The sequence below is a fragment of the Streptomyces roseochromogenus subsp. oscitans DS 12.976 genome, from assembly GCF_000497445.1.
Classification (GTDB): domain Bacteria; phylum Actinomycetota; class Actinomycetes; order Streptomycetales; family Streptomycetaceae; genus Streptomyces; species Streptomyces oscitans.
This window is the reverse complement of record NZ_CM002285.1, coordinates 3,969,979-3,996,807: the sequence shown is the minus strand read 5'-3', so window position 1 is coordinate 3,996,807 and position 26,829 is coordinate 3,969,979. Positions and strand designations below refer to the sequence as shown.

Genomic DNA, 26,829 nt, shown 5'->3' with positions numbered 1-26,829 from the left:
AGTCATGGACGCCCCGGACGAAGGCGAGGGCGGACGCGGACTGGTGCCGGTCTCGGCGCCGGCCGACAAGTGAGGCGTCGGGGAGCGGGCCCCGGGCAAGGCGGTGTGGTGCGAGTTCGCCCTGCCGTAGGCCCTTCCCCGGGCCCCGCCGTCAGCGCCTGGTGCCGCAGGACGGGCAGAAGGCGGCGTCGTCCGGGAGGGCGGCGTGGCAGGACGCGCAGTTCGTGGTCTGTGCGAGACGGTGGCCGCAGCCATGGCAGAACGCGCCGCCCCGCGTCTCCGTACGGCAGTTGGGGCAGACCAGCTGGCGCGGGCTCGTGACGTCGTACCCGGCGCCCTGCTGCTGGCCGGCGTCGTACGCCCGCTGGGCGACCATGTCGTTCAGCCCCCGCTGCTGCGCCGCCTGCGCCTCCGCCGCGGTGTCCGGAGAGCAGTTCAGGCACAGCCCCTGCCCCGCGTTCCAGCAGCGGGCGCAGACATAACTGGTGCAGCGAGGGCAGCGGTTGAAGTGGCTCCGCGCGTTCTCGATCGCGCGGGTGAACGCCGCGTCCCGCTGGCTGCCGAAGCTCGCCCCGGCCAGCCCGTCCGCGGCGTTGGTCACGCCCTGCGTGGCGCTGCCGCCGATGAGCGACCACGCCGCGTTCACGCCCCGGGACAGCCACCCGGCCACCTGCCCGGCCCGGAACGGCTCGAACGGCGAACGCCAGGTGTCCCAGCAGCGCGAGCAGTTGAACTCGAACTGGAAACCCGCCCCCGTACCGTGCTCTATGCACAGGTCACGGTAGTTGTTGCTGAAGTAGATCTCGGTGCCCATGGCGACCGTCCCCCCAGAGAAGGTGAACCCCGCTGGGAGTGTATAGCCGGGTGCGGTCGGACCAGGTCAGACCAGGGTCGTGATGCAGAACGGGTGCCCGGCAGGATCCAGCAGTACCCGCCACCGCTCCCCGTCCGGCTGGAACTCCGGCTTACTGGCACCCAGCTCCAGCAGCCGCTTCTCGGCGATGTCCAGGTCGTCCACGCCCAGTTCGATGTGCGCCTGCTTCTCCTGCGTGGGGTCCGGCCAGGTGGGCGGGCGGTAGTCGGCGAGGCGGTTGAAGCCGAGGCCGGTCGCGCCCTCCTTGCCGAGCAGGACGAAGTCGTCGGTGGAGTAGAGGGCGGACATGCCGAGCAACTCGCCGTAGAAGCGGGCCATTTCGGCGGGGTCGGCGCAGTCGAAGGTGACGGCGGCGTAGCGGAACGCGGGCGCGGTGGTGGTGTCCGTGGTCATGGAAGGAACGCTATGCCGTGACCCGGACAGTTTCGGTCCTGGTTATGAGCTCGTATGGAAAACTCCTGAACGTGCTCAGCTCCTCCGCCCGCCTTCTCCGCCTCCTCTCCCTGCTCTCCTCCCGCCCCTCCTGGACCTGCGCCGAACTCGCCGGCCGTATGGAGGTCACCGACCGCACGGTCCGCCGGGACGTCGCCCGACTCCGTGACCTCGGCTACTCCGTCGACTCCGAGGCCGGCCCCTGGGGCGGCTACCGCCTGCGCGCCGGCTCCCGGGTACCGCCGCTGATCCTCGACGACGAGGAGGCCCTGGCCGTGGCGGTGGGGCTGAGCGAGGCGGCGCTGGGCGGCGATCAGGCGGCCCTGTCCGCGATGCTGAAGCTGCGCCAGGTCCTGCCCCGGCGGATCGCGGGCCGTCTGGGAGAGCTGGACGACGCCTTCGTACGACTCCCGGGCGCCGAGAAGCCGCAGATCAGCCCCGGGCTGCTGCTGGAGCTGGCGACCGCCTGCCGGCGCGGGGAGCGGGTCCGGCTGTCGTACACCGATGGAGAGGGGCGGAGCACGGTCCGGGACATCGACCCGTACCGGCTCGTCCACACCGGCCGGCGCTGGTACGTCGTCGCGCGGGACGTGGCCCGGGGACAGTGGCGCACCTTCCGGGCCGACCGCGTCGACCACCTCCAGCCGACCGGCCACCCGGCGGACCTGACCGACCCACCCGACCCGGCCCAGCTGGTCTCCCGCAACATCGCGAACGGCCCCTACCCGCTGACCGCGACCATCCGCGTTCCGCTTCCTCTGCGGGAGGCCCTGCGCCTCGTCCCTGCCACGGTCGGCACCCACCGCCCCGACGGCCCCGACGGACCCGATGGCTCCGACGCGACGATCATCGACATCGGCGGCCCCGACCCGGACGGCCTGGCCCGCTATCTCCTGGGCCTGGGGACACCCCTGCGGGTCCTCGCGCCGGAGACGGTCCGGGAAGCTCTGGTGCGGCGCACCCGCCAACTGCTGAACGACAACGCCGCACAGCTGACCGCCAGCGGTCTCACGCAAGGCGCGCAGGAGGCCGCCCCCACCGCCTCGGGCGGAATCTGAGCCCCCAGGGCAGGGTCCGTCAGAGCTTCTCCGGCGTCCTGATGCCCAGCAGGGCCATGCCCTGGTTCAGGGTGCGGGCCGTGATGTCGCACAGGAAGAGGCGGTTCTCGACCTGCTGCGGCGTCTCGGCCTTCAGGACCGGGCACTTGTCGTAGAACGACGTGTAGAGGGACGCGAGCTGGTACAGGTACGCGGTCAGCTTGTGCGGGGCGTACTCCGCCGCCGCCTCCGCCACCGTCTCCGCGAAGGCGTCCGCGTGCAGGCCCAACGCGCGCTCCGCGTCGGCCAGTTCCAGCTCCGGATGTGCCACGGGGCGGGTCTCGCCCGCCTTGCGGAGGATGGAGCGGATCCGGGCGTACGCGTACTGGAGGTACACGCTCGTGTCGCCGTTCAGGGACACCATCTGGTCCAGGTCGAACTTGTAGTCCCGGTTCGCCGACGTCGACAGGTCCGCGTACTTCACCGCGCCGATGCCCACCTGGGTGCCCCGCTCGGCGATCTCCTCCGCGGAGAGGTCCTGGGCCTTCTCGCGGACGACGGCCGACGCACGGTCGATCGCCTCGTCGAGGAGGTCGACCAGGCGCACCGTCTCGCCCTCCCGCGTCTTGAACGGCTTGCCGTCCTTGCCGAGGACCGTGCCGAAGGCCAGCTGGACCGCCGTGACGTCCTCGCCCAGCCAGCCGGCCCGCCGGGCGGTCTCGAAGACCATCCGGAAGTGCAGGGACTGACGGGCGTCCACCACGTACAGCAGGGTGTTCGCCTTCAGGTTGAAGACGCGGTCGCGGATCGCGGACAGATCGGTCGCCGCATAGCCGTAGCCGCCGTCCGACTTCTGCACGATCAGCGGCACCGGGTTGCCGTCCGGGCCCTTGATGTCGTCGAAGAAGACACAGAGCGCGCCTTCGCTGCGGACCGCGACACCCGACTCCTCCAGGAGACGGCAGGTCTCGGCCAGCATGTCGTTGTACCCCGACTCGCCGACGATGTCGGGGTCCTGGATCTCCATGTCCAGCTTCTCGAAGACGGAGAAGAAGTAGATCTTCGACTCGTCCACGAACTTCTGCCACATGGCGAGGGTCTGCGGGTCGCCCGCCTGGAGGTCGACCACCCGGCGGCGGGCCCGCGTCTTGAACTCGTCGTCGGAGTCGAATTTCTTCCGCGCCGCCTTGTAGAGGCGGTCCAGGTTCGACATCGCCTCCTCACCGGAGGCAGCGGTGTCCTCGGCGGCGGCCCGGTGGTCCAGCTCGTGCGGGTGCTCGTCCAGGTACTGGATGAGCATGCCGAACTGCGTGCCCCAGTCGCCGATGTGGTGCCGGCGGATCACCTGCTCGCCGGTGAACTCCAGGAGCTGGGCCACCGAGTCACCGATCACCGCCGAACGCAGATGACCGACGTGCATCTCCTTCGCCACGTTCGGCTGCGCGTAGTCGATCACCGTCGTGCCCGGCTGCGCGGCGGCCGGGACGCCGAGGCGGCCGGTCTCGTCCGCGTACCGCGCGGCCAGGTTCCCGGTGATCGCCCGGTCCGAGATCGTGATGTTCAGGAAGCCGGGGCCCGAGACCTCGACGTCCTTGATCAGCCCGTCACCCGTGACCACCCGGCCGACGACCTGCGTCGCCAGCTCCCGCGGGTTCGCCTTCGCCTTCTTGGCCAGCGCCAGGATGCCGTTGGCCTGGAAGTCGGCCCGGTCGCTTCGTCGCAGCAGCGGGTCCGCTCCGGCCGCCTCCGGCAGGGTGGCCGAGAGGGCGGATGCGAGATGCTGCTGGACGACATCGCTGAGGGACGTGACCGAGGCCATAGGGATGGGTGCCGTTCTCCTCGTGGGGATCGATAGACCCGGCCAGTATCCCACGGAAGGTAAAGCCGTTTTCGCGCGCGCGAACCGGTCTGTGAGAATGGAGTGTCACCCCGTTCAGAAAGAAGGACGTGCCGATCGTGGCTCAGAGCACCGAGACCACCGACTGGGTCTCCCGTTTCGCGGATGAGGTCATCGAGGAGTCGGAGCGCCGGGCCCCGGGTAAACCCGTTGTCGTCGCGTCCGGCCTCTCCCCCTCCGGGCCCATCCACCTGGGCAATCTCCGTGAGGTCATGACCCCGCACCTGGTCGCCGACGAGATCCGCCGCCGCGGCCATCAGGTCCGGCACCTGATCTCCTGGGACGACTTCGACCGCTACCGCAAGGTCCCGGCCGGCGTCGCGGGCGTCGACGAGTCCTGGGCCGAGCACATCGGCAAGCCGCTCACCTCGGTGCCGGCGCCGAAGGGCTCGTCGTACGCGAACTGGGCCGAGCACTTCAAGGCCGCGATGATCGCCTCGCTGGCCGAGCTGGGCGTCGAGTTCGACGGGATCAGCCAGACCGCGCAGTACACCTCCGGTGTCTACCGCGAGCAGATCCTGCACGCCATGAAGCACCGCGGCGACATCGACGCGATCCTCGCCCAGTACCGCACGAAGAAGGCTCCGAAGAAGCAGCAGCAGAAGGCCGTCGACGAGGCCGAGCTGGAGGCCGAGGAGGGCTCGGGCGCGGCGAGCGAGGACGACGGCTCGTCGGGCTCCGCCGGGTACTTCCCGTACAAGCCGTACTGCGGCACCTGCGACAAGGACCTGACGACCGTCACGTCGTACGACGACGACACCACCGAGCTGTCGTACACCTGTAATGCCTGCGGCTTCACGGAGACCGTCCGGCTCAGCGAGTTCAACCGCGGCAAGCTGGTCTGGAAGGTCGACTGGCCGATGCGCTGGGCGTACGAGGGCGTCATCTTCGAGCCGAGCGGGGTCGACCACTCGTCGCCCGGGTCGAGCTTCCAGGTGGGCGGCCAGATCGTCGGCATCTTCGGCGGCCAGCAGCCCATCGGGCCCATGTACGCGTTCGTCGGGATCTCGGGGATGGCGAAGATGTCCTCCTCGCGCGGCGGGGTGCCCACGCCCGCCGACGCGCTGAAGATCATGGAGCCCCAGATCCTGCGCTGGCTCTACGCCCGCCGCAGGCCCAACCAGTCCTTCAAGATCGCCTTCGACCAGGAGATCCAGCGGCTCTACGACGAGTGGGACAAGCTCGCCGGCAAGGTCGCCGACGGGTCCGCCCTCCCTGCGGACGTCGCCGCCTATACCCGTGCCGTCGGTGCGGCCGCCGGTGAGCTGCCGAAGACACCGCGCCCGCTGCCGTACCGCACGCTCGCCTCCGTCGCCGACATCACCGCCGGGCACGAGGACCAGGCGCTGCGGATCCTCTCCGAGCTGGACCCGGAGCAGCCGCTCGCCTCCCTCGACGAGGCACGGCCGCGGTACGACAAGGCCGAGGCGTGGATCAACACCCACGTCCCCGCCGACCAGCGCACCATCGTGCGCGACGAGCCCGACGCCGAACTGCTGAAGTCCCTCGACGAGGCGTCCCAGCAGTCCGTACGACTGCTGCTCGACGGGCTCGCCGAGCACTGGTCCCTCGACGGCCTGACCCACCTCGTCTACGGCGTGCCCAAGGTGCAGGCCGGGTTCCCGGCCGACGCCACGCCCAAGGAGCTGCCGCCGGAGATCAAGACGGCTCAGCGGACCTTCTTCGCCCTGCTGTACCACCTGCTGGTCGGGCGTGACACCGGGCCGCGACTGCCCACGCTGCTGCTCGCGGTGGGGCAGGAGCGGGTGCGGCGCCTGCTCGGCGAGTAAGCGGTAACGCCTGAGCGGTAACGGAAGAGGGGCCCTCGGATCGAGGGCCCCTCTTCCTGTGCCTCTGTGTGCCTCTCAGGCGATGTGCTCGTCTGCCAGTTCCGCGTTGAGGCGGTTGGAGAACCGGTTCACCATGCGCTTGGACTCGGCCTCGGGGAGCGTGATGCCGTACGTCGCCTCGACATCGGCGATGAACCCGCGGGGCGTGGGCGCTCCGTTCCCGCTCTTGATCGACTCACGGAAGATCTGGTAGTAAGCGTCCTCGCCCGGCTCCGGAGGGCCGCCGCCGTCGCCCAGTTCGCGGGTGCGGTTCGGGCCCACCGGGATGGGGAAGCTACCGGTCTCCTCGGACGAAGAGGGCTGCTGGAACTGCTCCGGGGGCTGTTCCTCGTACCACGGCTCGTATCCCTCTTCAGGGACGTACTGAGGATCGGGGGCCGGTTCGAAGGTGGGGTCGTAGCCGCCGTGGTACTCGGCTTGCAGCTGGGCCTGGAACCAAGGGCTCTGCTCGTCCACGGGGATCTCGGGGTGCTGCCCCCCAGGGGGTGCCGCTCGCTGTGGGACGGGCGCCGCCCCAGCGGCACGACTGCCCGCAGCCGCGATGGCCGGATCGGAAGCAGCCGCGATGGCCGGATCGGAGGCCGGCGCCAGCTGCGGCTGCTGCGCCGCCGGTAGCAGAAGCGGCTCTATGCCCGCCGCCGCAAGGCCCGCCGGGGCCGTCTCCGCCAGGGGAACGCCGTAGCGGGCCAGGCGCAGCGGCATCAGGGACTCCACCGGAGCCTTCCTGCGCCAGGCGCGGCCGAAGCGGGAGCGCAGGCGGGCCTGGTAGACGAGACGTTCCTGTTCCAGCTTGATGACCTGCTCGTAGGAGCGCAGTTCCCACAGCTTCATACGGCGCCACAGGAGGAACGTCGGCACCGGGGAGAGGAGCCAGCGGGTGAGGCGGACTCCCTCCATGTGCTTGTCCGCCGTGATGTCGGCGATCCGCCCGATCGCGTGCCGGGCCGCCTCCACCGCGACCACGAACAGGATCGGGATCACCGCGTGCATGCCGACACCCAGCGGGTCCGGCCAGGCGGCGGCGCCGTTGAACGCGATCGTCGCCGCCGTCAGGAGCCACGCCGTCTGGCGCAGCAGCGGGAAGGGGATACGGATCCAGGTCAGCAGCAGGTCCAGGGCCAGCAGAACACAGATACCCGCGTCGATGCCGACCGGGAACACATACGAGAAGTTCCCGAAACCCTTCTTGATAGCCAGCTCACGGACGGCCGCGTACGAGCCGGTGAAGCCGATCCCGGCGATGATCAAGGCGCCGGAAACGACCACGCCTATGAGTACGCGGTGCATTCGAGTCAGCTGCAGTGGCGCGGCCACTCGTACTCCCCTCCCCTTGCCTGTTGTTGCGCGCAACAGGGTGGCACACGCACACGGCGAGCGTGGTACCGGTCAGGGCTTCGGACCCCTCGGTCAGCCCTTGTTCGCGGCCGACTTGGACGGAGACGGGCTGGAAGAGGCCGACTTCGACGGGGAAGCCGAGGAACCCGAGGACGAACCGCCCGACGAGGAGACGCCGTTGGCGGACGACACCGCCCCGACCGCCTCCTTGATCGCCTGCTCCGCGGAGTTCGTCAGATCGTCGGCGTCCGGAGTCTTCTCGCCCGCGAGACCGGCGCCGTTGAAGTCGAGCGTGACGACCACGTTCTCGACCCGCGCGACCACGGTCTGCTGCTTGAACAGACCCTCCTTCTTCTGCAGGTCGTAGCGCACGGCCGTGGCTTCCGAGCCCGTACCGGACAGCGGGATCTCCTTGGTGTTCTTCGCGCCGTCCACCGCCTTGGCGTCCTTGACCTGCTGACCGAAGTACGTGTGGGCCTGCGCCTCACCGGAGCCGCGCGTGGTGTCCGAGTCGAAGCGGAGCAGGGAGACGTTCAGCCAGCGGAACTGCGAACCCTTGACGCCGTTGTTGTCCAGGCTGCTCCAGGAGCACGAGGCACGCGACGACGGATCGTCCGAACTGCCCTTCTTGCCCGACGTGCCCTGCGGCACCAGATCCGTCAGGGTCTTCTTCGACAGCACCGCGCACGCGTCGGGAAGCTTCTTGTACGCGGCCGCCTGCACGGACGGGGACGCACTCGCCGACGGGTTCGTGCCGCCGCTCGCGGACTGCTGGGCGCTGCTGCCGGTGCCCTTGCTCTTGGAGTCCCCCGAGCCCGACGAACAGGCTGCGGTGATCAGTACCGCCGGAACGGCGGCCGCGCAGACAAGAACACGGCTCAGGCGCTTGCCACGCATCTCTCGACGGGCACGGTCGTCTCGCTGGGCTGCTCGCTGCATGGTTCCTTCACTCATGACGCTGGGTAGTCGTGCGGGTTCCTGCGGGGCCCCACGGTACGCGGTGAAGGAGCTGTGCGGTTTCGGTTCGGGTACTTCGCAGACGGCTCGGCGAGCGGTTCCGGGGGCCGTCAACCGCCCAGCGTGTCGTCCAGTTGAGAGGCCAGATCACGGGCCCTGTCCTGCATTTCCTTGCTGTCAGGGACCGTTCCGGTGGCCGTCGGCTGCTCCTCGTACTCGATGGTGACGACGACGTTGGACGTGCGGAACACCACAGTCACCGTCCGCTGCTCGGCGGTCGAACCGGACGAACCGAGCTGATCGTCGATATACGCCTCGTCACCGAGACCGGACAGCACGCGCGGCTGCAGATCGGCCGCGGAGGCGTCGGGGGAGGGGGAGCCGGAGGGGGAACCCGAGCCGGAGGCGCCGGCGGAGGCCGAGTGGGAGGGGGAGCCACTGGCGCTGGGCGAGGATGTGGGCGACGAACTCGGGGTGGAGGCCGAGGCGGAGACGGAGGCGGAGGTGGGCGTCGGCGACCCGGACGCCGACGAAGAACCGCTCGGCTCGGGGAGATCGGCGGCCGTCTCCTTGTCCGCGAACAGCTTCTGCGCCTGGTCGTCGTCACTGACCGAGTTGTCGTACGACACCACGCGCTCGAAATCGACCGAGAGGCGGTCGGTGGCGTCGGCGGAGTCGACCTTCCAGTGGCAGCCGACCTTGCGATCGGTGTCGTAGGTCAGCTCGGCCTGACCCTGGTAGGCCTTGTCCCGCTGGTCGGGGTCGGGGATCTGCTTGATCCCCAGCATCGAGTCGAGCGTGTCATGACCGACCGCGCCGCACGGTTCGGGCAGCGTGCGGTACTTGCCGGGCTGGGCGGCCACCGTCGTCGTACCGGCGTCGCCCGGATTCTCGTTGTCCGTCGTGCTGCCGCCGCCCGAGCCGCTTGTGCAGCCGACCAGCAGCGCCGCAAGGACGGCGGCGGTGCCGGTTACATACGCCTTCCGCTGCACGGTCGGGCTCCTCTCGGACGTGCGCTCGCTGGGTGCTCCAGTGTCCCCGCTGGTTATTCGCTTGCCGCAGCGGGGCGCCCCCTGGAGACAATGTGTATCGCACGCACTGCCGTGGCCGCCGGTCCCTTGTCTGCTTTCACCGACCTTGGCGCCAATTTCCTTTTTGTTGTCTATAAGCCTTCTGTAAGTCTTTTGTTGTCGTTTTCGGGGGAATGAGGAACGTATGTCGTACGTGGAGATGCCGGGCGCGAAGGTCCCGATCCGGATGTGGACGGACCCCGCGACGGTCGAGGACGTGGCCCTGCGTCAGCTCCAGAACGTGGCGACCCTGCCGTGGATCAAGGGCCTGGCCGTGATGCCGGACGTGCACTACGGCAAGGGCGCGACGGTCGGGTCGGTCATCGCGATGCAAGGTGCGGTGTGTCCGGCGGCGGTGGGGGTGGACATCGGCTGCGGAATGTCGGCGGTGAAGACGTCCCTGACGGCGAATGACCTGCCGGGTGACTTGTCGCGACTGCGGTCGAAGATCGAGCAGGCGATTCCGGTGGGGCGGGGGATGCATGAGGATCCGGTGGAGCCGGGGGACTTTCATGGGCTGGCTACGGCTGGGTGGGAAGGCTTTTGGGGGCGGTTTGACCAGGTCGCTGACGCTGTGAAGTTCCGGCGGGAGCGGGCGGTTTTGCAGATGGGCACACTTGGATCGGGGAATCATTTTGCAGAATTCTGTATAGATACGCAGGACGGGGTGTGGTTGATGCTCCACTCCGGCTCCAGGAACATCGGCAAGGAACTCGCCGAGCACCACATCGGCGTGGCGCAGAAGCTCCCGCACAACCAGGGCTTGGTCGACCGGGACTTGGCGGTCTTCGTGGCGAATACCCCGCAGATGGCGGCCTACCGCAACGACCTCTACTGGGCGCAGGAGTACGCCAAGTACAACCGCACGCTGATGATGGCGCTCCTGAAGGACGTGATCCGGAAGGAGTTCAAGAAGGCCAAACCGACCTTCGAGCCGGAGATCTCCTGCCACCACAATTACGTTTCGGAGGAGCGGTACGACGGCATGGACCTGCTCGTGACCCGCAAGGGCGCGATCCGGGCCGGCACCGGCGAGTACGGGATCATCCCCGGCTCCATGGGCACGGGGTCGTACATCGTGAAGGGTCTCGGGAACGAGATGGCCTTCAACTCGGCCTCGCACGGCGCGGGTCGGCGGATGAGCCGTAACGCGGCGAAGAAGCGCTTCTCGACCAAGGACTTGGAGGAGCAGACCCGGGGCGTGGAGTGCCGCAAGGACTCCGGCGTCGTGGACGAGATCCCGGGCGCCTACAAGTCGATCGACCAGGTCATCGATCAGCAGCGGGATCTGGTGGAGGTCGTGGCGAAGCTGAAGCAGGTCGTCTGCGTGAAGGGCTGACGGTGCGGTCAGTGACCGTGTCGTACCGCGTAGATCATCACGAAGGCCACGATGTGGATGCCGAAGAGGAAGTAGCCGAGGAAGTACCAGACCTTGCGCTCGTCTTTGGTCTCCTGGGCCAGGCGGCGTTGCTCCAGGTTCTCCGGGGAGGCGGCGGAGTCGGGGGTCTCGGGAGAGCCGGGCATCACAACTCCCTGTGGACCTTGGTGTTGGACGCCTGGGCGCGGGGGCGGAGGACCAGGAGGTCTACGTTGACGTGGCTGGGGCGGGTTACCGCCCAGGTGATGGTTTCCGCCACGTCGTCTGCCGTGAGGGGGTCGGGTACGCCCGCGTAGACCTTGGCCGCCTTCGCCTCGTCGCCGGCGAAGCGGGTCAGGGCGAACTCGTCCGTCTTCACCATGCCGGGGGCGATCTCGATCACGCGGACCGGCTGGCCGACGATCTCCAGGCGGAGGGTCTCGGCGAGGACGTGGGAGCCGTGCTTGGCGGCCACATAGCCGGCGCCGCCCTCGTAGGTGCCGTGGCCGGCCGTGGAGGACACCACGACGATCACGCCGTCGCCGCTCGCCACCAGTTTCGGGAGCAGGGCCTGGGTGACGTTCAGGGTGCCGATGACGTTCGTCTCGTACATCGTGCGCCAGTCCGCCGGGTCGCCGGTGGCCACCGGGTCCGCGCCGAGGGCGCCGCCCGCGTTGTTGACCAGGACGCCGATCGTCTGGAAGGCCGTCGCGAACTCGTCCACCGCCGTGCGGTCCGTCACGTCCAGCGGGTACGCCGTCGCCGAGTGGCCCGCCTTCGTCAGCTCCTCGGCCAGCGCCTCGATACGGTCCTTGCGGCGGGCGGTGAGGACGACGCGGTAGCCGGCCTCCGCGAGCTGCCGGGCCGTGGCGGCGCCGATACCGCTGCTCGCACCGGTGACTACCGCTATGCGGGACGCGGGGGCCGGGGCCATGGGTTGCTCCTGTGGTCGGTCGAGTGGTCCGGTGGCGTGCTTCGTCCAGCCTAAGTGAGGCTCAGCCGCCGTTCCTCGGCACCCACATGATCACTGCCATCCCGGCGAGGCAGATCAGCGCCCCGACGATGTCCCAGCGGTCGGGGCGGTAGCCGTCGGCGACCGCGCCCCACAGCAGTGAGCCGGCCACGAAGATCCCGCCGTAGGCGGCCAGGATGCGGCCGAAGTGGGCGTCCGGCTGGAAGGTGGCGACGAAGCCGTACGCGCCGAGGGCGAGGACGCCGCCGGTCATCCACAGCCAGCCCCGGTGCTCGCGTACGCCCTGCCAGATCAGCCAGGCGCCGCCGATCTCGAAGATCGCGGCGACGACGAACAGGGCGGCGGAGCGGAGGATCGACATGGCAGCAGCTTGGCACGGGGCCGCGCCTGGCCTTCCTGGGCCCCTTGTCACCTGATGGACGGCGCCTGGTGACCGGGTCGCGTGGCATACATCCGTACGGCAGTCGGATCGCGAGTGTTGGGTGGTGAGCGGCGTGCGGATGTGGACCTGGGTTGTCGTGGGGGCCTGTGCCGGTGTGGTCGTGGTGCCGGGGGCCGCCGTGGCCGCTCCGGCGCCCGCGCCCGAGGCCGACCTGGCCTTTCACGGGACCGTGGTGATGGCGGGCGACAGGGTGCAGGTGAGGCTGACCGCGCGCAACAACGGGCCCGCCGCCGTGCCGGGCGCGACCGTGCGGCTGCGCTGGTCGGTGGCGCTGGCCGAGGCGCAGCAGCTGCCCGCCCGGTGCGCGCGGGAGGACGTGCGGACGGTGGTGTGCGGGACGGGTGCGCTGGCCGTGAACGGGGTGGGCGAGCGGCTGACCGTGGCGGTACGGCTGAAGGGGCGGCCGTCGGAGGTCAGGCTGGAGACGGACACGGCGTGGGGCGGCGGCGCGGTGGACAAGAACCGGGGCAACGACCGGCTGAGGGTGCTCGTGCTGAACACCGGGGACGCGTACGCGTTCTGAGGGAGCTCGTTGCGCGGGGCTCGCCCGGCTCGGCGCTCGGGCGGGGTGAGAAGACGGTAGGTGCCTGATTCCGGTTGCCCGTGTGACGGTGAGAGGGCGGTAAAAAGGGTGATCGTAGGTCCGCCCGTCCCGGCCGAACGGGCGGCGGCCTTGGCAGACTGGGTATGTGCCCCAGACTGTGCTGCTCGCTGAAGACGACCGTGCCATCCGTCACGCCCTGGAGCGTGCCCTGACCCTGGAAGGGTACGAGGTCACGGCGGTCGCCGACGGCGTGGAAGCGCTGGCGCAGGCCCACACGACGCCGCCGGACGTCCTCGTGCTCGACGTGATGATGCCCGGCATCGACGGCCTCCAGGTCTGCCGGGTGCTGCGCGCCGAGGGTGACCGCACCCCGATCCTGATGCTCACCGCACTGGTGGAGACCGCCGACCGGATCGCGGGCCTGGACGCCGGCGCCGACGACTACGTGGTCAAGCCGTTCGACGTGGAAGAGGTCTTCGCGCGGCTGCGGGCGCTGCTGCGCCGTACCAGCCCCGTTCCCGCCGCCAGCGGCGCGGGGTCCGGGGCCGAGACCGGCGGGCGGGACGTGCAGATCTCCGACCGGCAGGTCGAGGCCGCCGGCATCCGGATGGACCTCCAGGCCCGCCGGGCCTGGCGCGGCAAGCGCGAGCTGGAGCTGACCCGCACCGAGTTCGAGCTGCTGGAACTGCTCGTGCGCAACGCGGGCATCGTGCTCGACCACTCCACGATCTACGACCGGATCTGGGGCTACGACTTCGGTCCCGGCTCGAAGAACCTCGCCGTGTACGTGGGCTATCTGCGCCGCAAGCTCGACGAGCCCGGTGCGTCGCAGCTGATCCACACCGTGAGAGGCGTGGGTTACGTGCTGCGGGAGGACTAGGTGGGCCGCCTGCGGCGGCTGCTGGCCCCGGGCCGGCCCAAGCTGGTCTCCCTGCGCACCACCTTCGCCGTCTCCTTCGCGGCCGTCACCGCCGCCGTCACGATCCTCGTCGGCATCCTGTCGTACGGCAGCGCGGCGCGGCTGGTCCGCGTCGACCAGCAGTCGGTGTTCTCGCAGGTCGTGCAGGATGTCCGGGACGAGGTACGGCAGCACGAGATGGTCCCGGAGGACTTCTCCTCCTCCCGCCCCGGGCACGACCTGGTCCGGCCCGCCCGCACCGATGTGCAGGTGCTGGGCGCACAGGGCCAGATCGTGGACCACGGCAATCCGAGCCTGCCCGTCACCTCCCGTGACAAGGCCATGGCGCTCGCGACGACCGCCGGGAAGGTCGTCCAGCACAAGGACGTACCGGTGGACGGGGACCTGTTCCGCATCGCCACCGTCTCGCTCGGTGACGGGCGGGGCGCGGTCCAGGTCGCGCAGGAGTTCAGTGACACCGAGGATCTGCTGCGGACGCTGCAGCAGCGGACGCTGATCCTGATGGCGGCGGTCGTAGTGGCGGCCGGGCTCTTCGGGTGGTGGCTGGCCCGCCGGATCACCCGGCGCCTGGTGATCCTCACCTCCGCCGCCGAGGACGTGGCCCGCACCCGCCGGCTGGGTATCGAGGTGCCGGTGGCCGGGCTGGACGAGGTGGGGCGGCTCGGCCGCGCCTTCGACCGGATGCTCGGCCGGCTCGCGCAGTCCGAGGAGGACCAGCGGCGCCTGGTCCAGGACGCGGGGCACGAGCTGCGTACCCCGCTGACGTCCTTGCGGACGAACATCTCGCTGCTCCGGCGCATCGACGAACTCCCGCCGGCGACGCGTGACGAACTGGTCGCCGACCTCGGCCAGGAGGCGCGGGAACTGACCGACCTGGTCAATGAGCTGGTCGACCTCGCTGCGGGGCAGTCCGACACCGAGCCGCCGCAGCGGGTGGACATCGCCGACATCGCCGAGGAGGTCGTGGGGCTCGCCAGACGTCGTACCGGACGCGAGATCGTGCTGCGGACGAGCGGCGACACGACGACCGACGGGCGGCCCGGGATGCTGCAGCGGGCCATGTCCAACCTGGTGGAGAACGCGGCCAAGTTCGACCGGGCCGGGAAGGCGCCGATCGAGGTCAACATCGCCGGGCCGACGCGGACGAGCCCGGTGCGGGTGGAGGTGCTGGACCGGGGGCCCGGTATCGCCGAGGGCGACCTGATCCGGATCTTCGACCGCTTCTACCGCGCCGCTGACGCCAGGTCTCTGCCGGGGTCCGGGCTGGGGTTGTCCATCGTGCGGGAGGTTGCCATGGCGCATGGCGGAGCGCCGTTCGCCTTTCGGCGCGAGGGCGGCGGGGCGGTCATCGGTTTCACGGTGGGCGGGTAGCGGGTTTCACGGTGGGCGGGTAGCGCCGTGGCCCGGGACTGCAGCGTGTCGGCGCTCCCGCCCCCGCGCCCTCCTACGACCGGTGCCCGCCCATTCCCGGCAGCTCCAGGAAGCCCTCCGCGCGGGCGCTCGCCAGGCCGATGCGAGGGATGTCGCTCGACTTGGCGAAGAGCAGGAAGCGGGGTTCCCAGACGGGGCGGTACTTGGCGTTGGCGCGGTACAGGGACTCGATCTGCCACCAGCGTGAGAAGAAGGTGAGGGTGGAGCGCCACAGGCGCAGGACGGGGCCCGCGCCCAGGCGGGCGCCGCGCTCGAAGACCGAGCGGAACATCGCGAAGTTCAACGACACCCGCTTGATGCCCAACTCCTTTGCCTGAAGCAGGAGTTCCACCACCATGTACTCCATCAGGCCGTTCTCGCTGTCGCGGTCGCGGCGCATCAGGTCCAGGGAGAGCCCGTGCTCGCCCCAGGGGACGAAGCTGAGCAGGGCGCGCGGCTCGTCGTTCGCGTCGCGGCACTCCAGCATCACGCAGCGGCCGTCCGCCGGTTCGCCGAGGCGGCCGAGGGCCATGGAGAAGCCGCGTTCGGTGGCGCCGTCGCGCCAGTCGTCGGCGCGCTTGACGAGCAGGGCCATCTCGTCCGCGGGGATGTCCTCGTGGCGGCGGACGCGGACGGTGTAGCCGGCCCGCTTGACCCGGTTGTGGGCCTGGCGGACCACGCGCATGGCGCGGCCTTCGAGGGTGAAGTCGGCGATGTCCACGATGGCCTCGTCGCCGAGTTCGAGGGCGTCCAGGCCGTGCCGGGCGTAGATGGTGCCGGCTTCCTCGCTGGCGCCCATGACGGCCGGGGTCCAGGCGTGCCGGCGGGCCTCGGTGAGCCAGGCCTCGATGGCGCCGGGCCAGGCCTCGGGGTCGCCGATCGGGTCGCCGGAGGCGAGGGAGACGGCGCCGACGACGCGGTAGGTGACGGCCGCCTTGCCGGTGGGGGAGAAGATGACGGCCTTGTCGCGGCGCAGCGCGAAGTAGCCGAGGGAGTCACGGGCGCCGTGCTTGGCGAGCAGCGCGCGCAGCTTCTCCTCGTCCTCGTCGGTGAGCAGCTTGCGGCCGCGCGGGGAGCGGAAGCAGGCGTACAGGACCAGGCAGAAGGCCGCCGCGAGCAGGATGTTGATGATGATGTCGACCCAGCGGGGCGCGTGTACGGAGTCGACCCGGTCGGCGAGTGGGCCGACGCTGATGCCGCGCAGCAGGGTGTAGGCCAGCTCTTCGAGCAGGGGCGCGTGCGGCAGCTTGTTGGTGGCGTGCACGAGCAGTGTGCCGAGACCGCCGGTCAGCAGGACCCCGCCGGCGCCGACGGCCAGCGCCAGCTTGGGGTTGGAGGGATCGCCGACGGCGTTGAACTCCCGGCGGCCGATCACCAGCGCGGCCACGAAGAGACCGGTGAGGGCGGTGGAGACCCAGTTGAAGACGTGGTCGCGGAACGGGTGCTGGGTGAGGGCGAGGACGTAGAGCGCGAAGAGGGGGCCGGCGAGCAGCATGTTGACCACCCACGCGGCCCGCTTACCGCGGCGCATCACCAGCGCCAGGAAGATCGCCGCCGCGGCCGAGGCCAGGCCCGCGGTGGCCAGGTACGGGGTGAAGAACTGGCCGGCGTGGTGCGTGTGCGCGTGCACATGGCGGGCGGTGAACAGCTTGCCGTCGTTGTGCTCCTGCACCTCTTTGCGGAACGGCAGCGACATCACCGCGATGATGTTGAACACGGCGATCAGCCGCAGGTACCACACGGTGGCGGCGGCCGCCCCGGCCCGCAGCCGCGGGCTGGGCGCGGGCATCGGGAAAGCGGGGCGCGTACCACGCTGACGGGGGACCTTCGCTTCGGTCTGGGTCGACGCTTGAGCGGGCATGGTGACTGGTCACCTTGGGTGCAGAGGGACGGGGGGAACATCCACCCTACAGTTTGTAGGGTGGCATGCCTGTGTAACGGGAGCGTACCGGCATCTTCTCTTACCTTGCCCCTTCCTCTGGTACGTCTCTTACCTGGCCCTTTCCCTGCCGCTCCGGGCCGCCATCAGATGCCAGGCCAGGTTGCCGACCGCCGCGCCGGCCGCGACCACGGCGACGATCACCCCGCCGGTCGCGAGGCCGTCGCTGAACAGGTGCGGGCGCCGGTCGAGGCTGTGCAGACCGAAGCCGCACAGCTCGTACACGCCGACGGCGGCGATGAGGAGGCTGACGACCAGCAGGGTCAGCGTCGGCGCGAGACTGCGCAGGCGGACCTCCGCATCGGCCTCCGTATTCATGTCCTGCATGGATCCCCCGGTGAACGGACGATGGAACAGCCCTGCGGCCGCTGGCGGTTGGGAACCTACAATACGTAGGGTCCGATGGCGTCGAGGCGTGCGTGTCCGCCTCGGCGTCGATATGGAAGGCGTCACCGGGCTCGTCGACGCCGACGACGTCCAGCCGGGCGGCCCGTTCGCAATCTACTGCCCGAGGCGCTGCACCCAGCCGTCCGACTGGTACGGGGCAAGCCCGGGCAGACGGGCACGCTGGAGGGCCTGACCAGCGAGTACGACGCCGTGCTGGGCGTCGGCCACCCCTCCCGGGCCGCCGCCCCGGGTGTCCTCAGTCACAGCTTCATGGGCCACGAGTGGGCCACGAGACCGAGGACACGTGGCTGGACGGGCGGCCGGTGGGTGAGATCGGGCTCGCCCACGCGACGGCGCCGGGGATGCCCATGGTGGCCCCCACGGGTGACGACGTGGCGTGTGCGGGGATGACGGCCCACCCAACCGGATGCTGTTCCTGGACGAGCGGTACCGGGATCTGTACGCCAGCATTCGGCCCACGGTGAACCTCTCGCCGGACCCGCGGTCACCCTGGTGGGATCCCGCGCATGACTGCTTGCGTGAACGGCTGGTACGAGCTGACGGAACCGGTCGACGGCGTCGTACGGATCCGTGAACCCCATGTCCATCCACTGCTGCGGGCCAACCTGTGGTGGCTGCGTGGCGCCGACCGGGACCTCGTCGTGGACGCGGGACTCGGCGTGGCCGCCCTGCGTCGGCACCTGCCGCGCCTGTTCGAGCGGGATCCGCTGGTCGTCCTCACCCATGCCCACCTGGATCACGTGGGCGGCGCCCAGGAGTTCCGCGAGCGCGCCGCGCATCCAGGTGCTGGCCGCGGGCGTGCCCGCGAGTCTGTACGGCCCCGAGCTGTACGCGCGCCTCGGTATCGACGCCGGCGGGGCGCCCGTACCGGACCTGCTGATCGACGCGCTGCCCCACCCCGGCTACGACCCCCGTACCCACCGCGTAGACCCGCTGCCGGTGACCCGCACCCTCCTGGACGGGGACACCCTCGCCGTCGGCGGCCGGACCCTGACCGTCCTCCATCTGCCCGGCCACACGCCGGGCTGCATCGCCCTGTACGAGGAGCGGACCGGCGCGCTGTACACCGGCGACGTGCTCTACGACGGCGAGCTCATCGACGATCTGCCCGAGTCGGACCCGCCCGCCTACCGCCGCAGCCTGGCGCGCCTTGAGCGTCTCGTGGACCTGGGGGTCCGCGTCGTCCTTCCCGGCCACGGCCGCCCCTTCGGTCCCGATCGGCTGCGCGACCTGGCCGGCGCCTACGCGCGCCGGCCCTGCTGACGGTCTCCGGTGCGCGTCGCTGACGGTCTCCGGTGCGCGTCAGGACCGTGCCGGCCGTGCCCGGACCCCGAGGACGTCGAGCATCGCCAGGGTGGCCGGGCTGGGGTTGAAGCGGCTCCACGCCAGATACTCCAGGCGGCGCGGCCCGTCGGCCACCGGGACCAGGGCCAGGCCCGGGTCGTCGGCGGCGAGCGGCCGGATGAACGCCGACGGCAGCAGCGCGATGCCGAGCCCGCGCGCGACCAGCCGGGTGATCAGCTCCACGACGCCCGCCTCGTACGCGACGTCACGGGCCAGACCCGCCGTGGCGAACGCCCGGTCGGACTGGGCGCGGGCGGGCGTCCCCGCCACGAAGTCCACGAATGTCTCCCCGGCGATCTCCGCCAGCGTGACCCGGGCGGCGCCCGCCAGCCGGTGCCCGGCCGGGACCACCAGGACATGCCGGTCGTGGTCGAGGACGACCGTCTCCAGACCGGCCGGCCGCTCGCCCTCCGGCAGACCGAGGAAGGCGATGTCCAGCTCCCCGGCGCGGATCGCCGCCGCCAGTTCGTCGCTGCGCCCGGACCGCAGGACGACCTGGACGTCGGGGTGCTGGGCGCGGTACCGCTGCAGCAGCTCGGGTACGTCGACGGCGGCCGTGGTCACGATCACGCCGACCGCGAGCCGCCCGCGCACCACACCGGTCGCGGCGGCGGCGTCGGCCACCGCACGCTCGGCGGCGGCCAGACAGTCGCGCGCACCGACGAGGAACGCCGCGCCGGCATCGGTCAGTTCGACCCGCCGACTGGACCGGGCGAACAGCCGCACCCCCAACTCCCGCTCCAGCGCGGCGATCCGGTGGCTCAGCGCGGACTGCACCACCTGACAGCGTTCCGCGGCGCGGGTGAAGTTCAGGGTGTCGGAGACGGCGACGACGTAACGCAGCTGCTGCAGATCCACGAATCGATCGTTCTCCTTCATGACTGTGATGACAACCATGCTTTGAAATCATGAGCATGTCCCGCCGAGACTTCCCCCATGCACGGCTACAAGGCGCAGGCGACGACCACCGTTCTGCTGACCGCGCTCGCGCCCGCGTCCTGGGGCACCACCTACGTGGTCACCACCCGGCTGCTCCCGCCCGGGCATCCGCTGTTCGCGGGCCTGATGCGGTCCCTGCCCGCCGGGCTGCTCGCGCTGGCGCTCACCCGGGTGCTGCCGCGCGGGGAGTGGTGGTGGAAGACCGTGGTCCTCGGCGTCCTCAACATCGGCGCCATGCCCCTGCTGTTCGTGGCCGCCGAACGCCTCCCCGGGGGTGTCGCCGCCACCCTCGGCGCCGCCCAGCCGCTGCTGGTCGCAGGACTGGGCCTCGCGGCGCTCCACGACCGCCCGACGGCCTGGCGGCTGACCTGGGGCGTGCTCGGTGTGCTCGGAGTGGGTCTGGTGGTACTCGGACCGGGGGCCCGGCTGGACGCTGTAGGCGTGCTCGCCGGCCTCGGCCATACGACCACCATGGCCGGCGGCGTCGTCCTCACCAAGCGCTGGGGCCGCCCGGCGGACGTGGGCCCGCTGACCCTGGCCGGCTGGCAACTCGCCGTCGGCGGACTGCTGTTGCTTCCGCTCACGCTGGCGGTCGAGGGGGTGCCGCCACGGATCGACGCGGGCGCCGCCGGCGGCTATCTGTGGCTCGGCAGCATGGGCGGACTGATCGCCTACACGCTGTGGTTCCGTGGGATCGGCCGACTGCCGGTCGCCGCGTCGGCACCGCTGGTGCTGCTGTCCCCGCTGGTCGCGACCGTCATCGGCATCGCCCAGGGCGAGTCACTGAGCTTCCCCCAGACCCTGGGCTTCGTCCTCGCACTGACGGCGCTGGTGGCCGCACAGCTGAGTCCGCGACCAAGTCGGCAACCCGGCCCCCGACTCTCCCCCCGACCCGGTGCGACGGGAGCCTGGTCCGCGGCTGCCGTCGCGATGGGGGTCCCCCCGGGTTCGAGCGAAGCCGAGAACGCCGAAATCGCCGAGAACGCCGAGAACTTGGGGGAGCGACCGGTCACGGCGGTGCCGCAGACGAAAGACAACCCCTCGCGGGACAACCCGCGGAGCGACTAGTCCACGTCGACCGGACCGTCGTCCGACCGCTGGTCCTTGCCCGAGTGCAACTGGAGCAGGCCGTTGGACTTGGTCTCCTCGGGACGGCGCTCGGCCGGTTCCTGGCCGTTCAGGTTCTGCCGGACCGAGTCGAGGATCGTCAGGCCCTGGGACACCAGGCCCGCGGCGATCTCGCCGAGGCCGTCCGCGCCGTTGAGGACGTTGACGTTGGCGCCGGCCAGGCCGCCCGCCGCCTCCTTCACGATCTGCGGGAGCTGGTCGATGAGCATCCGGTCCAGCGCGACCCGGTCGTACGAGGCCGCGGCCTCGGCCTGGATCTTCATGCGCTGGGCCTCGGCGGCGGCGAGGATCCGGACCCGCTCGGCCTCCGCCTCGGCGGGCTTCACGACCTCGGCCACCAGCTGCTGCTGGCGCAACAGGGCCTGGCGCTGGGCCAGTTCGGTCTGGGCGTCCAGCACCTCCTGCTGGGCGTGCGCCTGCGCCAGCGGTCCGGCCTGCGCGGCCTGGGCCTGGGCGCGGTCCACCTCGGCCGAGTACTCGGCCTTGACGATGGCGGTCTGCCGGGCGTACTCGGCCTGCTTGCGGGCCGCCTCCTGCTGCGCCTCGACCGAGGCCTGGGTGGCCTGGGCCTGGGCGATCTGGGCCTGCCGCTGGATGGCCGCCTTGTGCGGGGCGGACATCGCGTCGATGTAGCCGGTGTCGCCGTCGTCGATCGACTGGATCTGCAGCGAGTCGACGATCAGGCCGATCTTCGCCATCTCCGTCTTCGAGGTGTCGAGGACCTCGGCGGCGAGCTTCTGGCGCTCGGTGACGATCTCCTCGACCGTCATCGAGCCGATGATGGCCCGCAGATGGCCGGCGAAGATCCGGCCGGTCAGCACCGACATCTGCTCCTGGTCGGAGAGGAAGCGCTGGCCGGCGTTGATGATGCTCTCGTGGTCGTTGCCGACCTTGAAGGCGATGACGGCGCGGACGTGCAGGGAGATGCCCTGCTTGGTCACACAGGTCTCGGTGACCTCGGCCTCGCACATCGCCAGGGAAAGGAAGCGGGTCTTTCGGAAGAACGGGACCACGAACTTGCCGTGCCCCGTCACCACTCGGAACGGCGCGCCCCCCAGTCCCCGTCGCCCACCCGAGATCAACATCGCCTCGTCGGGAGCGGGAACGCGGTATCCGAACATGCTCTACTCCTCAGCTTGCGCCGGCGGTGTCGCCGCCGAGCGCGTCCAATGGATCCACCCACTCGATGACGCCGACCTCGCGGCATCCCCGTGATTCGATCACGAGGACCGTTGCGCCCGTGGGCAGGGGATCCTCGGACCACGCCAGGAACGTCTCGGAGCCGCCCCGGACCCGTACCAGGACCTCGCCGGGGCCCGCGGATCCACGCGTTCCGATGACCACCTTGCCCACACAGCCGACCACGGCCTCGTCCTGCGGCATCACCGGCCGTCCTCCTCGTCCTGACCCCGGAACTCAGACGATAGACCCAGCTGAGCCGGGACCCAACGGGGTGGTGGCCGAGCGGAACCGGGGCACGCCAGGGTGAGCAGCCTGCCAACCGGTCCGCAGGTCGGCCTCGGACGCGGCCGCCGGGGCTCACTTCGGTCGTGGCCGGTAGGCGGCCAGATGTTTGCGCGCCTCGTGGTAGGCGTCCGCATCGATCTCGCCCGAGGCGAAGCGGCGGTCGAGGATCTCCTCGGGTGTCTCCCTCGGTGTCTCTCCGGGCAGCCATCCGCGCTCCGTGCCGTCGCCCCGGCCGGCCGGGCGCCGCGTCAGACGGACCACGGCCCAGACCACCAGCCCGATGACCGCGATCCACAGCAGCGGCAGGAAGGCCATCCAGACCCAGCCGCCGTGCCCGTAGTGCCCGTACATCACCACAGCTCACCTCCCGGAGGCATCCCACACCCCATCTTCCGCCCGCCCCGGCCCCCGTGCCACGCCGGTCCGGGCGGGGAGCGGCTCGCCGCACGCCGAGCGAGAGGGGGCCGACGGGTTCCGGGACGGCTGCAAGACCGGCCGGCGCCGCGCAGGGCCCGGTCTCCTCCTGTCCAGCGGGCGCGTCCAGTGACCGGGCGGCAAAATGGATCTGTACCGGCCACTGGATGGCGGGAGAAGCGGACATGGAGATCAAGCCGCAGGCGGTCGTCATCCCCAAGGAGACCGACCACCTGGAACAGGGGAAGTACGGCCCCGTCTTTCCGAGAACTCCGGCCTGCTACGGCTTCACCATCATCGCGAACGTCAAACCGGGCAGGGCCGGCGCGATACGGGAGCACGGCCACACCCTGGCCAAGGCCCTGGAGCAGGATCCGTACCTTCTCGCACCGTTGAAGCTGCACTACCTGCGCTGGGTCCTCTTCGACGACGACACCCGCTTCATGTATCAGGGGATCTTCGACACCGACTTCGACAAGTACACCGAGGACGCCGTCGCGCTGTTCAGCAAGTCGGGCGTGAGCACCACCTTCGAGAACCTCGAAGGGTTTCCCGAGGACTGGCGGACGAACCCGGAGGCGTTCGTGCGCTTCGTACGGGAACACCACTGTCCGAGCTTCATCGAATACGGAGAGTATCCGTATGTGACGGCGGACGAGATCAAGAAGGCCCTGCGGATCAAGAACGCTCTGTCCGAGATGCTCGACCAGATGCAGTGAGGGCTGGGCCATGAGTGAGGCCAGAACCGCACGGACCTACAACCAGCGGCACGTTCCCCGGAAGTACACCCCTGGCGGGCGCCGTGCGAGCATCTACGTCTCGTGGAGCTATCCGGCCGAGGCGGGCCGGAACGCGGCCGAGCTGGACAACCGGTTCTCCACCATGACCGAGGTGCGGCGGGTGGCGTGGCCGGCCTACGAGGACCCGAAGTGGTCCGACCCCTGTCAGTTCCAGCAGGGCATCGGGGGATCGCTGGAGCTGTTCTTCTGGGCCTGGGTGCCGTTCCAGGACTTCGCCGAGGAGGTCACCGGACATCCCGTCCCGGTGTACCAGCGCATCGACCAAGCCGGTTTCCACACCCCGCTCGATGAGCGGGTGCTGGCCGACACGGACGTCCTGTTCGTCTTCGGACTGGACCACATGATCACCGGGCAGGAGGCGCAGCCTGGCGAGACCGAGGCCCTGCGTGCCTTCCTCGCCCGGGAGGACGCCCGCCTCGTCCTGGGGCCCCATCACGACGTCGGCGCGTCGGACGACCTGTCCGTGCGGGAAGTGGAGTACCGCCACCACGGCGATCCCCTGGTGCCCCGTCAGCAGCGGTTCGCCACCTACGTCAGGGACGTGATGAAGGGCCTGGGCGTGCCGGTCATCAACCAGTACGGGCTCCGTCCCGCCACCGGTGAGGACAACCGGATCGCCCCGCTGTCGACCAACAGGGATCTGGACGAGAAGGGATGGCTGAACGGAGTCACGAACTTCAACTTCCACATGCACCTGCCGCACTACGCGGTGACGACCGACGAGCCGAAGGCCATCCATGTGCTGGCCCGCCAGCCGATCGACACGTCCCGGCCCCATCCGTTCACCGACGACGGGAACACCGAGTTCAACATGTTCCTGTGGATGCCCCCTGGCGACGACCGCGCGGCAGACGTGCTGCTGGCCGACTCCACGATCTTCAGCACGCTCTTCGGCGCCGACGACAGCCTCCGGAATTTCTGGCGCAACCTCGTTTCATAGCCATGCATTTCATAGCGATGCATTTCATAGCGATGCCGCAGGGAGGCCGACGTGTGCGCACCCACGGACGTCACACTGGAACTCGACGACATTCAGCGCGGGGTCCTCAGCCCGCGCCCCACCCCGTACGCGGCGACGTACCTGGTCTTCCGCATCGACGACCGTTCCCAGGGACGGGAGTTGATGCGGCGGGCGAGCGCGGCGGCGACCTCGGCCGCCGACTCCTCCAGCCCCCTCGGGGACACCTGGGTCAGCGTCGCCGTCACGTGCTGGGGCCTGGAGGCGCTGGGGGTGCCGCGCGCCTCGCTGGACACGTTCGCCTGGGAGTTCCGGCAGGGAATGGCGGCCCGCGCGCGAGCGCTGCGCGACGAGGGGGCGAGCAGCCCACAGCACTGGGAATCCCCGCTCGGCACGCCCGACGTCCATGTGGTGATCACGGCCATCGCTCCCGACGCTCCACGTCTGGAGGCGGCCATCGACCGCGCCCGTCCCGCCTACGACCGCCTCCCCGGCGTGACAGCGATCTGGCGGCAGGACTGCTACGCACTGCCCACCGGGAAGGAACACTTCGGCTACCTCGACGGCGTCAGCCATCCCGCCGTCGAAGGCAGTGGCATTCCAGGTTCCAATGAGTGGGAAGTGCCCTTGAAGAGCGGGGAGTTCGTCCTCGGCTACCCCGATGAGATCGGCGGTGTCCGGACACCGCAGCCGACCGTGCTGGGGCACAACGGCAGTTACGCGGTCTTCCGTAAACTCCACCAGAACGTCGCCGAGTTCAGGCGCTACCTGAGGGACAACTCCGCCGACGCCCAGGACGAGGAACTGATCGCGGCGAAGATCATGGGCCGCTGGCGCAGCGGTGCCCCTTTGGCCCTCGCCCCGGAGCACGACGCCCCGGCCCTCGGCGCCGACCCCCACCGCCGTAACACCTTCCTGTACGAGCAGGACGACCCGGCGGGATTCATCACCCCGGGCGGGTGCCACATACGCCGGGCCAACCCGCGCGACGCCTCGGTGGCCGGGGAGGTACGGCTGCACCGCATGATCCGGCGCGGCGCCGTCTACGGTCCGCCGCTGCCCGAGGGAGCGATGGACGACGACGGAGTGGACCGCGGTCTGATGTTCGCGTTCATCGGAGCCCATCTGGGCCGGCAGTTCGAGTTCGTCCAGTCGGAGTGGATGAACGACGCCGTCTTCTTCGGGGCCGGTGACACGAAGGACCCCGTCGTCGGAGCCGCGGACGGGCGGACCGGCTACACCATCCCCCGGCGGCCTCTGCGCCGCCGCCTCGCGCCGCTGCCCCGGTTCGTCGTCACCCGAGGAGGCGAGTACTGCTTCCTGCCGAGCCTGAGCGCCCTGCGCTGGCTCGGGGACCTTCACGACTGAACGAGGCGGGCAAGCGCGGCGTCTTGGCCGACGTCCCGCTCCTGTTGCTGGCGCTGATCGCCAACATGGTGGTCATTCCCCTGCTCGGCTGGGGCATCGGCGCGCTGTTCGGCCTCCCCCGGCCTCCTTCATCGCCCTCATCCTGATCGCCTCGTCCCCGGGCGGCCCCTTCGGAGCGAAGCTGGCGACGGTGCAGCAGGGCGACGTCGTCGCGGGCGCGGCGATGCAGGTACTGCTCGCCTCCGTCGGCAGCCTCACCTTCGCCCCCACCGTCAACGCCGTCCTCACCGCCGCCGACATCGGCACCAAGGTCTCCCTCGACGTCGGCGCGCTCGTACGGACGGTCGCGCTCCTGCAACTCGTCCCCTTCGCCATCGGCCTGCTCATACGCCGCTACGCCGAACCCACCGCACAGTCATGGCACCCCACGACAGCCGCGGTCTCCAACATCACCTTCCTGATCGTGCTGGCGGGCATGTTGCCGGGCAGCTGGCAGGACGTCGTTGCCCTCTTCGGCTCACTCGCCCTCCTCGCGGGCTTCCTGCTCGCCGTGTTCGCCTTCGCCGCAGGAACACTGCTGGCCACCGGCCCGACGACACGCCGCACCACCCTGGGAGGCGTCGCCTCGGTACGCAACGCCGGCCCCGCCCTGGCCGCCATCGGCCTCGCCTTCGCCGACCAGCCCGCCGTCCTGGGCGCACTCGCCGCGATCCTCCTCAGCGGCCTGGCGGCGGCCCTCCCGGTCGCCACACTGCTCAGCAGGCGCCAGTGATTCGCCCCCGAAGATCAACCGCCTTTCGGGGTTCGCAGGAATCGTGCGCGCTTCACTTCTTTCCGCATTCTGCAGCAGCAGTCGTCCAGCCTTCCATGCTGAGTGGAGGTCGATCAAAACGCGGTCCCGATCACGTCGGTGGAATAATCGACCAGAACATCCCGCAGGTCAGCGCCGAAGTGTTCCAGCAGTGTC

The 26,829-nt window shown here is 70.2% G+C and carries 29 protein-coding genes and 1 pseudogene; 15 read left to right on the top strand and 15 right to left on the bottom strand.

Going from position 1 to position 26,829, the window contains the following annotated elements:
- Positions 1-151 precede the first annotated feature (151 nt).
- A complete protein-coding gene (locus tag M878_RS66965; protein ID WP_023547614.1) occupies positions 152-814 on the bottom strand; it encodes a zinc ribbon domain-containing protein in 663 nt (220 codons plus the stop codon).
- A 66-nt stretch (positions 815-880) separates the two neighbouring features.
- Positions 881-1,267 carry a VOC family protein gene (locus tag M878_RS66960; RefSeq protein ID WP_023547613.1) on the bottom strand — a complete coding sequence of 129 codons (387 nt, stop codon included), beginning with the start codon at positions 1,265-1,267 and terminating at the stop codon, positions 881-883.
- A 71-nt stretch (positions 1,268-1,338) separates the two neighbouring features.
- Here M878_RS66960 and M878_RS66955 point away from each other — a divergent pair, with 71 nt between their 5' ends.
- Complete coding sequence (locus tag M878_RS66955) at positions 1,339-2,364, top strand: helix-turn-helix transcriptional regulator (protein WP_023547612.1); 1,026 nt, start codon at positions 1,339-1,341, stop codon at positions 2,362-2,364.
- 19 nt (positions 2,365-2,383) lie between these two features.
- Here the strand turns inward: M878_RS66955 and argS are convergent, their stop codons facing one another.
- Positions 2,384-4,162, bottom strand: a complete 1,779-nt coding sequence (gene argS / locus M878_RS66950) for an arginine--tRNA ligase (RefSeq protein WP_023547611.1) — start codon at positions 4,160-4,162, stop codon at positions 2,384-2,386.
- Between the two features lie 128 nt (positions 4,163-4,290).
- On the opposite strand from argS, the gene lysS reads away from it, so the two are divergent.
- Positions 4,291-6,030 carry a lysine--tRNA ligase gene (gene lysS, locus M878_RS66945; protein ID WP_023547610.1) on the top strand — a complete coding sequence of 580 codons (1,740 nt, stop codon included), beginning with the start codon at positions 4,291-4,293 and terminating at the stop codon, positions 6,028-6,030.
- 75 nt (positions 6,031-6,105) lie between these two features.
- Here lysS and M878_RS66940 read toward each other — a convergent pair whose 3' ends face one another.
- The 3 genes from M878_RS66940 to M878_RS66930 all read right to left on the bottom strand — a co-directional run bounded on the left by M878_RS66940 (position 6,106) and on the right by M878_RS66930 (position 9,374).
- On the bottom strand, positions 6,106-7,404 hold the full coding sequence (locus M878_RS66940; protein ID WP_209445534.1) for a DUF2637 domain-containing protein: 1,299 nt from the start codon (positions 7,402-7,404) through the stop codon (positions 6,106-6,108).
- A 93-nt stretch (positions 7,405-7,497) separates the two neighbouring features.
- On the bottom strand, positions 7,498-8,322 hold the full coding sequence (locus M878_RS66935) for a DUF3558 family protein (protein WP_023547608.1): 825 nt from the start codon (positions 8,320-8,322) through the stop codon (positions 7,498-7,500).
- A gap of 170 nt (positions 8,323-8,492) precedes the next feature.
- A complete protein-coding gene (locus tag M878_RS66930; RefSeq protein ID WP_023547607.1) occupies positions 8,493-9,374 on the bottom strand; it encodes a hypothetical protein in 882 nt (293 codons plus the stop codon).
- Between the two features lie 223 nt (positions 9,375-9,597).
- Between M878_RS66930 and M878_RS66925 the strand changes: the two genes are divergently transcribed.
- Positions 9,598-10,791 carry an RtcB family protein gene (locus tag M878_RS66925; protein WP_023547606.1) on the top strand — a complete coding sequence of 398 codons (1,194 nt, stop codon included), beginning with the start codon at positions 9,598-9,600 and terminating at the stop codon, positions 10,789-10,791.
- Positions 10,792-10,799: 8 nt separating this feature from the next.
- Here M878_RS66925 and M878_RS98365 read toward each other — a convergent pair whose 3' ends face one another.
- The 3 genes from M878_RS98365 to M878_RS66915 form a co-directional block, all read right to left on the bottom strand.
- Positions 10,800-10,976, bottom strand: coding sequence for a hypothetical protein (locus M878_RS98365; protein ID WP_023547605.1), 177 nt, complete (start codon positions 10,974-10,976; stop codon positions 10,800-10,802).
- A complete protein-coding gene (locus tag M878_RS66920; protein WP_023547604.1) occupies positions 10,976-11,743 on the bottom strand; it encodes an SDR family NAD(P)-dependent oxidoreductase in 768 nt (255 codons plus the stop codon). The genes M878_RS98365 and M878_RS66920 overlap by 1 nt, the downstream gene beginning before the upstream one ends.
- A 61-nt stretch (positions 11,744-11,804) precedes the next feature.
- On the bottom strand, positions 11,805-12,143 hold the full coding sequence (locus tag M878_RS66915; RefSeq protein ID WP_023547603.1) for a YnfA family protein: 339 nt from the start codon (positions 12,141-12,143) through the stop codon (positions 11,805-11,807).
- A gap of 124 nt (positions 12,144-12,267) precedes the next feature.
- On the opposite strand from M878_RS66915, the gene M878_RS66910 reads away from it, so the two are divergent.
- The 3 genes from M878_RS66910 to M878_RS66900 all read left to right on the top strand — a co-directional run bounded on the left by M878_RS66910 (position 12,268) and on the right by M878_RS66900 (position 15,058).
- Positions 12,268-12,747: a hypothetical protein gene (locus M878_RS66910; RefSeq protein ID WP_342452721.1), complete on the top strand. Its 480-nt coding sequence runs from the start codon at positions 12,268-12,270 to the stop codon at positions 12,745-12,747.
- 178 nt (positions 12,748-12,925) lie between these two features.
- On the top strand, positions 12,926-13,648 hold the full coding sequence (locus M878_RS66905) for a response regulator transcription factor (protein ID WP_023547601.1): 723 nt from the start codon (positions 12,926-12,928) through the stop codon (positions 13,646-13,648).
- Complete coding sequence (locus M878_RS66900; RefSeq protein WP_023547600.1) at positions 13,649-15,058, top strand: sensor histidine kinase; 1,410 nt, start codon at positions 13,649-13,651, stop codon at positions 15,056-15,058.
- 73 nt (positions 15,059-15,131) lie between these two features.
- On the opposite strand, the gene M878_RS66895 is transcribed toward M878_RS66900, so the two are convergent.
- Together M878_RS66895 and M878_RS66890 are read right to left on the bottom strand one after the other, a co-directional pair.
- Complete coding sequence (locus tag M878_RS66895) at positions 15,132-16,886, bottom strand: phosphatidylglycerol lysyltransferase domain-containing protein (protein WP_023547599.1); 1,755 nt, start codon at positions 16,884-16,886, stop codon at positions 15,132-15,134.
- A gap of 201 nt (positions 16,887-17,087) precedes the next feature.
- The gene (locus M878_RS66890) at positions 17,088-17,363 is read right to left on the bottom strand and encodes a hypothetical protein (protein WP_023547598.1); all 276 of its coding nucleotides are present in this window, start codon (positions 17,361-17,363) and stop codon (positions 17,088-17,090) included.
- Between the two features lie 75 nt (positions 17,364-17,438).
- On the opposite strand from M878_RS66890, the gene M878_RS94385 reads away from it, so the two are divergent.
- From M878_RS94385 to M878_RS66885, 3 genes and pseudogenes are all read left to right on the top strand, one after another.
- Positions 17,439-17,834, top strand: a complete 396-nt coding sequence (locus M878_RS94385) for a M55 family metallopeptidase (RefSeq protein WP_342452720.1) — start codon at positions 17,439-17,441, stop codon at positions 17,832-17,834.
- A gap of 116 nt (positions 17,835-17,950) precedes the next feature.
- A pseudogene (locus M878_RS99915) lies at positions 17,951-18,274 on the top strand (MBL fold metallo-hydrolase); the annotation flags it as partial.
- Entirely contained in the window at positions 18,168-18,707 is a 540-nt protein-coding gene (locus M878_RS66885; RefSeq protein WP_245238117.1) for an MBL fold metallo-hydrolase, read from the top strand. The pseudogene M878_RS99915 and the gene M878_RS66885, both read left to right, overlap by 107 nt.
- A gap of 39 nt (positions 18,708-18,746) precedes the next feature.
- Here the strand turns inward: M878_RS66885 and M878_RS66880 are convergent, their stop codons facing one another.
- Positions 18,747-19,646, bottom strand: a complete 900-nt coding sequence (locus tag M878_RS66880; RefSeq protein ID WP_037730683.1) for a LysR family transcriptional regulator — start codon at positions 19,644-19,646, stop codon at positions 18,747-18,749.
- A gap of 78 nt (positions 19,647-19,724) precedes the next feature.
- On the opposite strand from M878_RS66880, the gene M878_RS66875 reads away from it, so the two are divergent.
- The gene (locus M878_RS66875; protein ID WP_023547594.1) at positions 19,725-20,795 is read left to right on the top strand and encodes an EamA family transporter; all 1,071 of its coding nucleotides are present in this window, start codon (positions 19,725-19,727) and stop codon (positions 20,793-20,795) included.
- Here the strand turns inward: M878_RS66875 and M878_RS66870 are convergent.
- The 3 genes from M878_RS66870 to M878_RS66860 all read right to left on the bottom strand — a co-directional run bounded on the left by M878_RS66870 (position 20,792) and on the right by M878_RS66860 (position 22,673).
- A complete protein-coding gene (locus tag M878_RS66870) occupies positions 20,792-21,976 on the bottom strand; it encodes an SPFH domain-containing protein (RefSeq protein WP_031225131.1) in 1,185 nt (394 codons plus the stop codon). The genes M878_RS66875 and M878_RS66870 overlap by 4 nt on opposite strands.
- Positions 21,977-21,986: 10 nt before the next feature.
- Positions 21,987-22,238, bottom strand: a complete 252-nt coding sequence (locus M878_RS66865; RefSeq protein WP_023547592.1) for a hypothetical protein — start codon at positions 22,236-22,238, stop codon at positions 21,987-21,989.
- Positions 22,239-22,394: 156 nt separating this feature from the next.
- Positions 22,395-22,673, bottom strand: a complete 279-nt coding sequence (locus M878_RS66860) for an SHOCT domain-containing protein (protein ID WP_031225129.1) — start codon at positions 22,671-22,673, stop codon at positions 22,395-22,397.
- Between the two features lie 230 nt (positions 22,674-22,903).
- On the opposite strand from M878_RS66860, the gene M878_RS66855 reads away from it, so the two are divergent.
- From M878_RS66855 to M878_RS99910, 5 genes are read left to right on the top strand one after another with little or no spacing between them, the layout of a single operon-like run.
- A complete protein-coding gene (locus M878_RS66855) occupies positions 22,904-23,455 on the top strand; it encodes a hypothetical protein (protein WP_245238115.1) in 552 nt (183 codons plus the stop codon).
- Positions 23,456-23,465: 10 nt separating this feature from the next.
- Positions 23,466-24,476 (top strand): hypothetical protein, encoded by a 1,011-nt coding sequence (locus M878_RS66850; RefSeq protein WP_023547589.1) that lies wholly within the window; start codon positions 23,466-23,468, stop codon positions 24,474-24,476.
- A gap of 51 nt (positions 24,477-24,527) precedes the next feature.
- On the top strand, positions 24,528-25,862 hold the full coding sequence (locus M878_RS66845) for a Dyp-type peroxidase (protein WP_023547588.1): 1,335 nt from the start codon (positions 24,528-24,530) through the stop codon (positions 25,860-25,862).
- Between the two features lie 23 nt (positions 25,863-25,885).
- Positions 25,886-26,008 carry a hypothetical protein gene (locus tag M878_RS000000101040; RefSeq protein WP_023547587.1) on the top strand — a complete coding sequence of 41 codons (123 nt, stop codon included), beginning with the start codon at positions 25,886-25,888 and terminating at the stop codon, positions 26,006-26,008.
- On the top strand, positions 25,951-26,634 hold the full coding sequence (locus tag M878_RS99910; protein ID WP_342452753.1) for a hypothetical protein: 684 nt from the start codon (positions 25,951-25,953) through the stop codon (positions 26,632-26,634). Before M878_RS000000101040 ends, M878_RS99910 begins: the two co-directional genes overlap by 58 nt.
- Positions 26,635-26,829: the final 195 nt, after the last annotated feature.

What these genes read in the sequence shown, in the direction of transcription:
- M878_RS66965 (WP_023547614.1), bottom strand. Translation starts at nt 814, where the DNA reads ATGGGCACCGAGATCTACTTCAGCAACAACTACCGTGACCTGTGCATA.
- M878_RS66960 (WP_023547613.1), bottom strand. Translation starts at nt 1,267, where the DNA reads ATGACCACGGACACCACCACCGCGCCCGCGTTCCGCTACGCCGCCGTC.
- argS (WP_023547611.1), bottom strand. Translation starts at nt 4,162, where the DNA reads ATGGCCTCGGTCACGTCCCTCAGCGATGTCGTCCAGCAGCATCTCGCA.
- M878_RS66935 (WP_023547608.1), bottom strand. Translation starts at nt 8,322, where the DNA reads ATGCGTGGCAAGCGCCTGAGCCGTGTTCTTGTCTGCGCGGCCGCCGTT.
- M878_RS66925 (WP_023547606.1), top strand. Translation starts at nt 9,598, where the DNA reads ATGTCGTACGTGGAGATGCCGGGCGCGAAGGTCCCGATCCGGATGTGG.
- M878_RS98365 (WP_023547605.1), bottom strand. Translation starts at nt 10,976, where the DNA reads ATGCCCGGCTCTCCCGAGACCCCCGACTCCGCCGCCTCCCCGGAGAAC.
- M878_RS66920 (WP_023547604.1), bottom strand. Translation starts at nt 11,743, where the DNA reads ATGGCCCCGGCCCCCGCGTCCCGCATAGCGGTAGTCACCGGTGCGAGC.
- M878_RS66915 (WP_023547603.1), bottom strand. Translation starts at nt 12,143, where the DNA reads ATGTCGATCCTCCGCTCCGCCGCCCTGTTCGTCGTCGCCGCGATCTTC.
- M878_RS66895 (WP_023547599.1), bottom strand. Translation starts at nt 16,886, where the DNA reads ATGCCCGCGCCCAGCCCGCGGCTGCGGGCCGGGGCGGCCGCCGCCACC.
- M878_RS66890 (WP_023547598.1), bottom strand. Translation starts at nt 17,363, where the DNA reads ATGCAGGACATGAATACGGAGGCCGATGCGGAGGTCCGCCTGCGCAGT.
- M878_RS94385 (WP_342452720.1), top strand. Translation starts at nt 17,439, where the DNA reads ATGGCGTCGAGGCGTGCGTGTCCGCCTCGGCGTCGATATGGAAGGCGT.
- M878_RS66885 (WP_245238117.1), top strand. Translation starts at nt 18,168, where the DNA reads ATGCCCACCTGGATCACGTGGGCGGCGCCCAGGAGTTCCGCGAGCGCG.
- M878_RS66875 (WP_023547594.1), top strand. Translation starts at nt 19,725, where the DNA reads ATGCACGGCTACAAGGCGCAGGCGACGACCACCGTTCTGCTGACCGCG.
- M878_RS66870 (WP_031225131.1), bottom strand. Translation starts at nt 21,976, where the DNA reads ATGTTCGGATACCGCGTTCCCGCTCCCGACGAGGCGATGTTGATCTCG.
- M878_RS66865 (WP_023547592.1), bottom strand. Translation starts at nt 22,238, where the DNA reads ATGCCGCAGGACGAGGCCGTGGTCGGCTGTGTGGGCAAGGTGGTCATC.
- M878_RS66860 (WP_031225129.1), bottom strand. Translation starts at nt 22,673, where the DNA reads ATGTACGGGCACTACGGGCACGGCGGCTGGGTCTGGATGGCCTTCCTG.
- M878_RS66855 (WP_245238115.1), top strand. Translation starts at nt 22,904, where the DNA reads ATGGCGGGAGAAGCGGACATGGAGATCAAGCCGCAGGCGGTCGTCATC.
- M878_RS66850 (WP_023547589.1), top strand. Translation starts at nt 23,466, where the DNA reads ATGAGTGAGGCCAGAACCGCACGGACCTACAACCAGCGGCACGTTCCC.